The organism is Rhodopirellula sp. JB055 (assembly GCF_043100905.1).
Classification (GTDB): domain Bacteria; phylum Planctomycetota; class Planctomycetia; order Pirellulales; family Pirellulaceae; genus Rhodopirellula.
Window position 1 is genome coordinate 1 of the sequence record NZ_JBICHO010000129.1, and the last position, 11,286, is coordinate 11,286.

9 protein-coding genes are annotated in these 11,286 nt (G+C 57.4%); 2 read left to right on the forward strand and 7 right to left on the reverse strand.

Annotated features, from left to right (window positions below):
- A partial coding sequence (locus ACF8AM_RS05330) for an alpha amylase C-terminal domain-containing protein (RefSeq protein ID WP_392554634.1) occupies nt 1-470 on the forward strand: 470 nt, incomplete at its 5' end.
- A gap of 165 nt (nt 471-635) precedes the next feature.
- On the opposite strand, the gene ACF8AM_RS05335 is transcribed toward ACF8AM_RS05330, so the two are convergent.
- Nucleotides 636-1,643, reverse strand: a complete 1,008-nt coding sequence (locus ACF8AM_RS05335; protein ID WP_392554635.1) for a sugar phosphate isomerase/epimerase family protein — start codon at nt 1,641-1,643, stop codon at nt 636-638.
- Between the two features lie 55 nt (nt 1,644-1,698).
- Nucleotides 1,699-2,064 carry a preQ(1) synthase gene (gene queF / locus ACF8AM_RS05340; RefSeq protein ID WP_392554636.1) on the reverse strand — a complete coding sequence of 122 codons (366 nt, stop codon included), beginning with the start codon at nt 2,062-2,064 and terminating at the stop codon, nt 1,699-1,701.
- Between queF and ACF8AM_RS05345 the strand changes: the two genes are divergently transcribed.
- Complete coding sequence (locus tag ACF8AM_RS05345; protein ID WP_392554637.1) at nt 2,054-2,872, forward strand: 7-carboxy-7-deazaguanine synthase QueE; 819 nt, start codon at nt 2,054-2,056, stop codon at nt 2,870-2,872. The two genes, queF and ACF8AM_RS05345, sit on opposite strands and share 11 nt — an antisense overlap.
- A 264-nt stretch (nt 2,873-3,136) precedes the next feature.
- On the opposite strand, the gene ACF8AM_RS05350 is transcribed toward ACF8AM_RS05345, so the two are convergent.
- The 5 genes from ACF8AM_RS05350 to xylA form a co-directional block, all read right to left on the reverse strand.
- A complete protein-coding gene (locus tag ACF8AM_RS05350) occupies nt 3,137-3,913 on the reverse strand; it encodes a methylamine utilization protein (RefSeq protein ID WP_392554638.1) in 777 nt (258 codons plus the stop codon).
- A gap of 159 nt (nt 3,914-4,072) precedes the next feature.
- Nucleotides 4,073-6,403, reverse strand: coding sequence for a biotin/lipoyl-binding protein (locus ACF8AM_RS05355; protein WP_392554639.1), 2,331 nt, complete (start codon nt 6,401-6,403; stop codon nt 4,073-4,075).
- Complete coding sequence (locus ACF8AM_RS05360) at nt 6,400-8,529, reverse strand: efflux RND transporter periplasmic adaptor subunit (protein ID WP_392554640.1); 2,130 nt, start codon at nt 8,527-8,529, stop codon at nt 6,400-6,402. Before ACF8AM_RS05360 ends, ACF8AM_RS05355 begins: the two co-directional genes overlap by 4 nt.
- 72 nt (nt 8,530-8,601) lie before the next feature.
- Nucleotides 8,602-9,636, reverse strand: a complete 1,035-nt coding sequence (locus ACF8AM_RS05365) for a WD40/YVTN/BNR-like repeat-containing protein (protein ID WP_392554642.1) — start codon at nt 9,634-9,636, stop codon at nt 8,602-8,604.
- Nucleotides 9,637-10,157: 521 nt separating this feature from the next.
- Nucleotides 10,158-11,286 (reverse strand): xylose isomerase (xylA, locus tag ACF8AM_RS05370; protein WP_392554641.1); only part of this gene is annotated, 1,129 nt, incomplete at its 5' end.

Consider the following 11,286-nt stretch of genomic DNA (forward strand, 5'->3'; position numbering starts at 1 on the left):
AGATCGCACAGTGGACCGAGTGGAATGAAGACGATGGCCCGCAATGGGAATTGTTGGATTTCGACACGCATCGAGGCGTCCAGCAGTTGGTGTCGGATCTGAACAAGATTGTGATTGAGAATCCGGCTCTGCACTATCACGACTTCACCGGAGATGGCTTCGAATGGGTGGACGCCCAAAACGCGGAAGACAGCGTGCTGGTTTACCTGCGGAAAGGCAACGAAGGTGACGCACCGATTTTGGTCTGCAACAACTTCACGCCGGTTCCTCGTCCGAACTATCGCGTTGGTGTGCCCGCCAAGGGATTTTGGAAAGAGATCTTCAATAGCGATAGCGAAGCGTACGGCGGATCGAATCTGGGCAACTATCCCGGATGCCAATCGACTGGAATCGGGCACCACGCTCGGCCGGACAGCATCGACGTCACGCTGCCACCACTGGGCACGACGATCTTGCGTCTGGAATCCTAGGCCGGCGATCTGACAACCGGCTGGTCAACACGCTTGACGATTGGTCGGCCATTCTTGGCCGACGTTTAGGATTGGCACGCAGTGAAAAGACGGGCAAAAGTGCCCGTCCTGCGTGGATTGGGAGGTGGCTCCTGGGGCGACGAAGACGATGTTGCCGGTCGTGGTTCAGCCCTGAGCCTTGGCGGCTTCCAGATCTTCGAACGTTCGCAAGTGATAGTCGATGCCGACTTTGTCGAGCACGCGGCACAACCCGCGAGCGGCGATGCCAAATCCATCGGGACCGCTGAAGCCGCCGAATTGGCCTCCGCCGCGAACGTGCGGTTCGAGGTCCAAGTAGATGCCTTCGACGCCGCGGCGGGACATGCGATCAGCCAGTGTTGGCAGGAAAGTCTTCAGGTCTTCGAAGATTCGTTCGTGAGCGCTGTCGCCTTGGTCAGCCGGCACAAAGTGGCTGGCGGATTCTTCGTCAACATGTTCGACGCGGCCGTTCAGTGATGGGTCCTTGTAGTCCTTGATGTGCAACCAACCGAGTGATGGCTTCATCGCTTCGTACTGGGCATAGACCTGATCGGAGGTCAAACCTTGCATCACCATGTTGGCTCCGTCAAAGATCGTGACCAGTGCCGGGTTGTTCACCTTCCCAGCGATCGCGGCCAACAAGTCACCGGTTTGTCCAACCAAGTTGGCTTCGACTTCCAACCCAAATGTCAGGCCTCGTTTGTCACACGCTTCGGCGATTTGTCCGAGTTGATCGGAAACCTGATCGATGTGATCTTCCGGGGCGGTTCCTTTGGGGTGGTAAAACGAGAAACCGCGAAGCAACTTGCAGTTGAATGCCTCGGCGCGATCGCAAGCGATTTGGACGTCTTCGGCCAGGTATTTTTCAAACGGGATGAATTTATTGGATGTGCCGTCTTCGACATCCAGCAGTTTCACCTTGCCGATCGGCGAGCCAATGCTGCTGACCGACATGCCGTACTCTTTGTGCAGCTCCTGGAGCGTTTCAATTTCGGAAGGTTCCAGCATCATCACGTTTTTGATGCCGTTTCCGACGTCGACGAAGCGGATCGAGTAGTGCTGCAATCCGATCGCAGCGAGTGCGGCGAACTGTTCGTTGGCCTTTTTCGAGAAAGCGGATTCGTCAGCGAAACCAGACAGGATGACAGAGGACATATCGCAGGCGGGGTTTGGGGGGATAGACGGGGGCAGTGTCGCGTCAGGAGCCGGATCAGGCTTCGTCGGGATAGTTCACGATGATATTGCTGTTCAGACCACCGCGAGGCGTCCACTTGCTTTCCACCGTGACTTTGCGAGGCTGGACGACAGCGACAAAGTCGTCCAGAATTCGGTTGGTGACTTGCTCGTAGAAAATTCCTTCGTTGCGGAATTTCTGCAAGTACATTTTCAAGCTTTTGAGCTCCACGCAAACGCGATCGGGAACGTACGTGAAGACGATCGTTCCGTAATCGGGTTGTCCCGTTTTGGGGCAAACCGACGTGAATTCCGGGCAATGGTGCTCGATCGTGAAATTTCGCGTCGGGGCAGGGTTTTCAAAAACTTCGAGAGTGTCTCGAAAAGAGGCTGTGTCGCTCACGTGGTTTGGTTCACTTCTAAAAACGCGGTGTCGTTTGAAATCGGTCGAACAATCAGTTGATGTTTTACCCGCTGAGGTTTTGGCGGAAACCCCCGGGGAGCCGCGCGCGGTCGCGTCGTCGCTGCTGATCTCAGAAACTTTCGTCAGCCGGCAGGGTGAAGGCCAATTGACCGGCACGAACAGCGTTTTCATTCGGACCAGCGGATGCAATCTGCGGTGCTGGTTCTGTGACACGCCCTATGCGTCGTGGAAACCGGAAGGTTCGTCTCAATCGATCGAGTCGCTGTTGAAATTGGTCGCTGAATCGGGGGTAAACCACGTTGTGCTGACGGGCGGCGAGCCGCTGATCGCCAAAGGAATTGTCGGGCTGACGGATCGACTTCGAGCGGCCGGCAAGCATGTCACCATCGAAACGGCGGGCACGGTTGATCCAGGCGTGCGTTGCGATTTGTTGTCGCTGAGCCCCAAGCTTCGGGCCAGCACGCCAGATGCAAAGGAGCATCCGAGATGGGCAAAATTGCACGCCGAACGTCGACTGCCGATCGACACGATGAAGCAATTGATCCGGTCTGCGAAAGCAATCCAAGTGAAGTTCGTGGTCGATTCGCCCGAAGAAATGGCCGAGATCGATGAAGTCGTCGGGCAGTTGGCTGTTCCGCCGGACTCGGTCTGGTTGATGCCGCAAGGAATCTCCGTCGAACAACTCGACGCAGCCCGTCCTTGGTTGGAACCACTGGCCGAGTCACGTGGCTATCGCTACTGCGATCGCATGCAAATTCGTTGGTACGGCAACCGACGCGGAACCTGATTGAAACGTGACTGGTCGCTTTTCGATGGGAATGTTGGGGACGAAAGCGTTGCGTGATTGAACCGCGGTGCGGTGACAGTTGCCAGCCTCGGGTTTCAACCCGAGGTCGGATGGGCGTCTCCCCGAGACAGGCAAAACGCGGAGTGACGACAGTTGTTCCCGGATGTCGTCGCTCCGCGACTCGTGATTGGCGCATAAAAAACTCGGCGTCGTTTTTGAAAACGACGCCGAGCGAATGCATGGGACGATCGATCTGAATGTCGATCAGTCGGCGGACAATGCGTCGGCTGGGACCAGGACGTCGCCCAGGTCGTTCATGCCGGGTTTGATGTCCAGCTCGAAGCGGCTGCGGCGCCATGATTCTTCTGAACCACCGATTTTGACTTCGTCAATTTTGCCGGCTTCGTGCGAGACGCGGAACATGACTTCGCCAGTCGGGATGCCTTCGATGGTCAATGTTCCGTCTTCACCGCTGACGGCGGCGTAGGGGTGCTCCAGAACGACGACGTAAGCTTTCATCCAAGGGTGAATGTTGCATTCCACTGGGATGGCAGCGGGCTCAGGTTTTTCGAGAGCGACTTCTTTTTGTGCACCAGCGGGAATCATCAGGTTCTCTGCCTTGTTGGCAAAGAAGTTCAAATTCGCGTTGTGTCCGATCGGGTCCGGGTTGGTGATCTTCAGCGTGTCGCCGGTCTGGGCGATCACGTAGTGAGGCTGGAAACGGCATTCGTCGTTGGCCAGTTCGTGAGTCTCGTTTTTGGCCGGAACATCGTCCAGTTTCGTGCCACCGCGACCGGTGTACACATAGACCAGAACATTCTGGATGCCCTTGCTGGCTGGATCAACGATCAAACGTTCGTTGGGAATGTCGTGTTTGCCACAGAAATCGACGTCCTTGTTGGGATCGATGAGATCCAATTTGGGGGCGCTGTCCGTGTCCAAAACAAAACGCATTTTCAACGTTCCGGTTTCAGCCATGGCCATCGACGCGGTCAAAGCACATGCCGCAGCGGTGCTGGCAATCAAGGGACGAATATTCAAGAGGTTTCTCCTAGAAGAACGATCGTTCGGTGCAGGTGGGTGATGACGTCGCGGGGCATTCTACCGATGCCTGTCCCCAAATGTCGTCATCAAAAAGGTGGGCGATTCATTGTATCATTTAGACAACGAAAGTCCAGCAATGACAGGAAGATGCACGCATCAACGAAAACGAAACGAACTGGAAAAAAGTTCATGAATTCTCTGCCAGAAGGAGGCGGGTGAAACCGCGAATTTGACCCGGCCGGTCGCTCCAGTGACGCAGTTTGGGGGGGCGGTGTCGCGATCTTGCATTGCAATCCGCACGACGTAACTGGTTTCCGGCACGCGGCTCACCTTGTCCGCTCGACGGTGATCTCGTCTCGGCGAGTCCATTCGCGGGTCGAAGGTTTCTTCCGAAATCCGAACGACGCGGCCGCGAAAAATTTGGGTGGGGGTGGAGTCACGGATCATCCACGCCTGGTCGCCGACTTGGATCCGTTGTCGCTGGATGGAACGGATGACCGCTTCGGCTCGCCACGAAATCGACGGGACGGTCTTCGATTCGGTTGCTTGGACGGAATGATCTGTGGACGCGTTGTCCTCCGAGACAATGCTCAGCAATTCGGTTCCGGCTTCCAACAAACAGCCATTGTTTTCTCGGGAGGTCGGGTAGCCTGACCAAGATGCCAAACGCACCGCCGTGCGATCGACCGCCGGATTGAATTCGGGACCGACATCCAATGGATTGGCGTCGGCGTCCAGTGATGACTCGGTCGCTGATTGCGGGTTGCTCTGCGCGACCATCACGATCCCATCGCAAGGAGCGGTGATGGTGAGTGAATCACGTCGGCGTTTCGCGGACGCCAATCGCGTTCGCATTTCATCGAGCAGGGCTTCTGCGGCGGGCAATTGCGAACTGGCTTCGGGGACCAATGTTTGCGACGCCCGAAGCCCTTCCAGTCGCATGGATTGTTCGGCGACATCACTTTCGGCGTCCAGCACCTCGAGTTCAATCTCAGGATTGGAAAGTTCTGCCAAGACATCGCCGCGAGAAACCGTTTGACCAGGTTCAACATGGAGTTCACGCAAAATACCAGGCGTTGTCAGGTGAACGCGGGTTTCTTGCTTGGGCAAAAAACGAACGCTGGAAACAACCTGGCGAGGCAACGGGATGGTTCCCGCATAGCCAATCGCGGTCAGCAAAACGCACCAGGCCAACGCTCGGCGGGGACGCATCTTTCGGCGGTTCATGGGATTTTTCCAAAAACGATGCAGCGGATTCATCGCTGACCAAAGCATCGTTGTCACGGCAAACAGAGCCAGCAACTGACCAATGATTTCCAACCCGTAGGGGCGAAGCGAGATCCAGATGAACCCAATGATCGTGGCCATCAAAATCCAACGGTATGCCATCGAGGCAATGGCATAAACCAGCAACCAAAGCGATCGGTCGTCGGATTCGTTGGTATAGGATGTCTTCACGCCCAGAATGATCGACGCCAGAAAACTTCCCCATCTCCGTTGGGCTCTTTGTGCCAGGTTGGGCATGTCGGTCAGGTCGGACAGCAAGTAGTAACCGTCATATCGCAGCAGTGGATTGGCGTTGAAGAAAACGGTGCTGATTCCACACACGACCATCACGTGCGATGCAATCGTGTGCGTGAGGCCCGCCGGAGTTCGCAACCACACCCAGCCTGCGATGGATGCGATCACGACTTCTGTGGCGATCCCCGCCATCGCGACCGCTGCCCGGTGAAGGCGACTGGGGATCATCCACGATCCGCTGGTGTCGCAGTACAACGCCGGGGTGAACACTAGAAGCATTGGACCGATCGATCGACACTTCGCTCCAAACCGCTCAGACACCACGGCGTGGCCGAGTTCATGAGCAATCTTGGTCGCCGCGATCACGCCCGCAAGGATCATGGCGTTTTGCATCGTCAACCATTCGTGCGACGCGGGCAGTTCCGCGATGTATCGCTGGCGGTGAACCAACATCATCACAGCGGCGGAAACCACCAACGCGGAAAGGGCGACCACACCAAACGGAGTTAACAGAGGACTCACGACGGGCATCAGCACTCGCATGACCGGCGCCGGATCAATTCCAGGGAACCGCATGAACAACCACTGCGACGCCATCGCCCAACGTTTCTGGCGGCGATCGTTGTCAGCCCGCTCGAGCAGCGGGGCGCCTTGCATGGCAGCGTGGCTGGTCGTCAGCCCGCTCTCATGAAAACGAAACAGCAACGCATTGATCTGGTTCGATCGTACTCGGCGATTGGGATAGCGTTCCTGGTAGTGGTCTCGCAGTTCATCGAGGTTGCATCGCCCGTCCAACAACGTGAGCAAGAAGTATTCGTCTTCGCGAAGCCGGTGATACTTTCCCGCGATGGCATCGTGAACGACCACCCAGCCGGAATGACGATGCGAAACGCGGACGGCTTTCAATCCGACTTTGTGATGCACGCCCAAAGGACGCTGAGTCGATGAAGTGACACTCGCGTTCATGTTCGAAACCGAAACAGAACGTTGCGATGGAACCAAGCGACCACGTCGTCCAACGCACTGGCCAGATATCGGCGACGCCCGCAAACGATCTTTGCCGTGACTTCTGCATCCCCGCGAAAACCGCCTTCTGGGATGTCATCGATCTTCGCGATGATGTCCACCACGTTCCGACCATCGGCACGCTTGCGAGCGACTCCGCCGATCGTCGTCACGTTGGCTTCGAAGGTCTCCGTCGGCCGAGTCTCAATGGCGAATTGAACGGATAGCGTTTGCCCCGCCGTGTGTCGGTCGATGACTTCGCCTGCTCGCGTTTCATCCAGCTTCAGTTCTAGGTCCCAGGGTCCATCGTGTTGCACCAAGGCGAACAAGCGATCTCCCCGAGACACAGGCCGATCGTTCAATCGTTCGTTCAATCTCCACCCAACGACTTGCCCATCAAAGGGGGCTTTGATCAACAGCATCGCTTTCATCTCGCGGTTGATGGCCAACCGTTTGTCAAGCGATTCGATTTGGTTTTCGAGCGTTTGTTGTTCGAGAATGCTCTGGGCGGAATCACGAGCGTCGGCATTGTCGGCGAGCAACATCGCTCGAATCGAACTCAGCTTTTGAGTCGCGGTTGTGAGTTGGCCAGACAATGCTTCGGCTTCGCGAGTCAACTCGGCGTTGTCGAGCCGGATCAATACGTCACCTTGCTTGACCAAGTCGCCATCCTTGACGTTCAGTTCATCGACGATGCCATCGATCCCCGCAAAGATGGCTTGCCGAATCGCGGGCCGTGCCACCCCGGTTGCGACGACGTGATGGTCGACATGGATGAACCAGCCGGCCAGCAAACCAGAGAGAATCAGCAGACAGATTGCCAGGATCCAGTGCCGGGTTGCCCGGCGAGTCGCGGCCGCAGCAGGACGTCGGACCGGCAGTGCGAAGACGCTGGCGTAGCGGTTTGCATTGCTGATCGCGGTGGAGGATTCTTCAGCGACTTCGACCATGGCGGGAGTGATCGACGTTGCCGGTTCACCCGAGAAGGTTTCGAGCATCAGCATCGCGATCGGCATCGATTCGCGGCGTCGTTTTTCGCGAGCGTCCTCGTGCGGCTCATTGGACGAGGCGACTCCGGCGGCCGACATCGTGTCTTCGACGGATTCAAACAATGGGATCATTGCCACCGACAACACACCGGATTCGTCCAAGTACGTTTCCAGCGGCGGCACCAATTGTGGTGACAACGCAGCCGGATCCGTCACGTCGGCGCTGGCCGAAGGAGGTAGGATCAACGGCCGTTTCAAAACCGACACGACACTTGCCAATTGATTCATCGAGCGAACCAGCGGCGAACGTCGATCGATCACGGACGAACCGCTGATCGCAGCGACCTTGAAATTGGGTCGGCGGGCAGACGCGTTCTTCGCAAGCAGCACGACAGCACGTTCGCACGGCAGCAAACGTGGAAGCTCCGATGCGATTCTGTAAGCAGTTGCGGCGGGATCCAAGTCCGAATGGAACGCCCTCAAGGCGGCGCGGATGCCTTGAGACGAATCGAACGCGCTGGCCAACGATCGCGAATCTGTGCTGGGAACCGACAAGGTTTGTGAAGTCTGAATGAACCGACCGTCGGTGTCTTCTGTGGTTCCCATCGTCTGGCGAGCCGCGACGGCGAAATCACCGAGCGACTTCATCGCCGTCAACACTTCGCCAGCGGGCAATTCCGTCGCTTGGATGACCAGAACTTTTGCCGATTGAGGCGCGGGCAAGAGCTCGACCCCGATCGCGGTGATGGCAGGCGAAATTGCAGTTCGATCGTTGGCGTCAGTTTTCAAACCGATCGCAAACGATGCCACGGCAGGAGACACCGCGTCGATCTGTTCTCGCAACCTGGAACGGTCCAGTCCCGCGGCAATGGATTCTTCGCGGACCAGCATACGAGGTTGCGGGAACGAAGCGTCTTGAACCGCCACGACCGCGGCCGAAAACGCCTCGCCCAAGTGCGCCGCCAGGCGGTGCAGGAAATCCGCCTCGTCCCGAGATTCTTTCGCGATTTGATCCACCACGTGCTGGGACGAAAGCGTCCGCGCATCGGATTCACCCGAGGGAACGGAAGCAGCGGCGGAAGTATCAGGACGGTTCATGCCCCCCAGCATAATCCAGCCCCCAAATTTGTGGGGCCTTCGCGGCGAGACGCTGGAGGCTCGTGTGGCAGACTACTCCAGTCGAGCGAACCGGCCGTCGGAGCCGCATGCGAAAACTTTGGTTTTGCCGGCTGACAAACAGTGAAATCCAATGTCTGAGAAGGGAGTCCAGTTCATTCCCTCGTTGGAAAGATCGGTCCCTGACGGTCCGACCGAGATCAAAGTTCGGGCGAGCGGGCTGCCTTCGGGGATCGTCATGACATCGCTGCGAAAGGAAGCCGGCTGACTTGTGACGCGTTGCCAAGTGGTTCCGGCGTCCAGGCTGATGCAGGCTGTGACCTCGGATGTTTCCGTGGCTCGGTAGTCACCGCCCACGCAGAACAACGGTTTCACGGTCGTGATTTCGGCGGTGGGGGGCCCATGGCAGATGGCGAAAATTCCGGAGGCTTGTGAGCTTGGCATCGGAACCGGGACAGCAACCCAAGGTTGATCCCAACTCGAGCGAGTGTACAGCCGGCTGGTTTCTGATTCGGCACCACCGGTTCCAAACCAAACCTGGCCGTCTGGACCGAGCAACAACGATGAGTTGCTGGCCGCGAAGGCTGCTTCACCAGGACGAGCAAGCGGGATCCCGTTGGTTACCTTTCGCCATGATTTGCCACCGTCGTTGGTTTCCACCACAAGCAACCGACCAACGACCGGATCGCTCACCGCCAAGCCGCGTTCGGTATCCCAAAACTGCATCGCATCGAAGAACGCCGTTTCGGATTCCGCGCGAAAGGTTTCCTTCCAAGTCGCGCCACCATCTTCGGTTCGCAACAACACGGCAGGGGTTCCTGCACTGGCGATGCAAGCGACGTTGGCACTGAACGCACAAACGCAGCGGAACTCCAAGTCGTCGTAGCCATCCGGGCCACACTGTTCCCAGGTTTCGCCACCATCGAGCGAGCGAATCACGGTCGCCTGCGCTCCGCTGGCCCAGATGACATCATCGTCGACCGCGGACAACCCACGCAGGCTGACGTTCGTTCCCGTTTCGCTCGATCGCCAACTGGTCGTGACGGATTCCTCGGCCAATGAAACTTGGGCGAGTGAGGACGTTGCCATGGTCGTGGTCAGGACAACCAAGATGGCTGCCGCAGCGATGGATGGTTGATGGGGCATCGATTTCAATTCCGGCAGTTTGCGAACGCGGAAATATGAAAACGAATTCAACCCGCGACTCGGATTCTACATTGCTCGAGGAGCGACGCGAGAGAATGGTGGCTAGCGGCTGGGTTTCGTCCCGGATGGGGCCGTCGTACCAGCTAAGCCCCTCGGCAGGAATGATCGGGTAAAAACTCACGTAGGCGAGTCTCTCTGAGACTCGCAAATGACAGCGTCTTGGAGAGACACCGCTACGTGATCAAGCCCAATGACTCCCGCTCACGTGCTTAGGGGAGTCCCTCGCTGACGCTTCGGGTTGTGATGGGGGCCTTGGCCGGTTCGGACGGGCAAGAGTGCCCATCCTACGTGCCTTGAAACGTCGTTGAAGACTGAACCGAACCTCGGGTTGAAAACCGAGGCTGACGGATGTCACCGCTCCGCGGTGGGGAGGCTGGGGGCGTTGCCTTCCTACGGAACATCGATCAAACGCGATCGATGTACTTGTTGATCATGTGCTCGAGGTACTCTTGGCGACCGCTTTGGTTGGCGTCGACGTCGCCCTTTTCGAGCATGTAAGCTTCCAATTCAGCGAAGCCGACTTCACCGGCTTCGATCTTGGCACCGATTCCGGAATCCCAGGTCGAGTAGCGGTTCTTCACGAAGTCAGCCAATTCGCCGCTGGCACGAATCGCCGCGGCGATCTTCAGACCTTTCGCGAACGCGTCCATTCCGCCGATGTGAGCGTGGAACAAATCGATGGGCTCGAACGATTCACGACGCACCTTGGCATCGAAGTTCACACCACCGCTGCCGATCCCGCCGTGCTTCATGATCATCAGCATGGTTTGGGTGGTCAGGTAGTAATCGGTTGGGAATTGGTCGGTGTCCCAACCCAATAGCAAGTCACCCGTGTTGGCATCGATGCTGCCCAGTCCACCTTGCATGCCCGCGTAGTCGAGTTCGTGCATCATCGTGTGACCCGCCAACGTCGCGTGGTTGGTTTCGATGTTGAGCTTGAAGTGCGAATCCAAATCGTAGGCCCGCAAGAAGTTCATGCAGGCGGCCGCGTCGCTGTCGTACTGGTGCTTGGTGGGCTCTTTCGGTTTGGGCTCGATCAAGAATTGGCCGTCGAATCCGATTGACTTGGCGTAGTCGACTGCCATGTGGAAAAACTTCGCCAAGTGATCCAGTTCTCGTTTCATGTCGGTGTTGTAGAGGTTCTGATAGCCTTCGCGGCCGCCCCAGAACACATAGTTTTCGCCGCCGAGACGCTTGGTGACTTCCAAAGCCTTTTTGACTTGAGCGCCCGCGTAAGCGAACACGTCCGCGTTGCAACTCGTTGCGGCCCCGTGCATGAAGCGTGGGTTGCTGAACATGTTGGCGGTGCCCCACAGCAATTTCACTCCGGTCGCCTTTTGCTGTTCTTCCAGAACGTCAGCAACCGCGTCGAGATTCGCGTGGGTTTCTCGCAAATTGGCTCCTTCAGGGGCCACATCGCGATCGTGCCATGCGTAGTAAGGAGCCTGCAGCTTGGTGAACAATTCAAACGCAACGACGGCACGCTTTTGTGCGTTCTCGACGCTTTCGGATCCGTCATCCCATGGCCGAACC

What these genes read in the sequence shown, in the direction of transcription:
- ACF8AM_RS05365 (WP_392554642.1), bottom strand. Translation starts at nt 9,636, where the DNA reads ATGGCAACGTCCTCACTCGCCCAAGTTTCATTGGCCGAGGAATCCGTC.
- ACF8AM_RS05360 (WP_392554640.1), bottom strand. Translation starts at nt 8,529, where the DNA reads ATGAACCGTCCTGATACTTCCGCCGCTGCTTCCGTTCCCTCGGGTGAA.
- ACF8AM_RS05335 (WP_392554635.1), bottom strand. Translation starts at nt 1,643, where the DNA reads ATGTCCTCTGTCATCCTGTCTGGTTTCGCTGACGAATCCGCTTTCTCG.
- ACF8AM_RS05355 (WP_392554639.1), bottom strand. Translation starts at nt 6,403, where the DNA reads ATGAACGCGAGTGTCACTTCATCGACTCAGCGTCCTTTGGGCGTGCAT.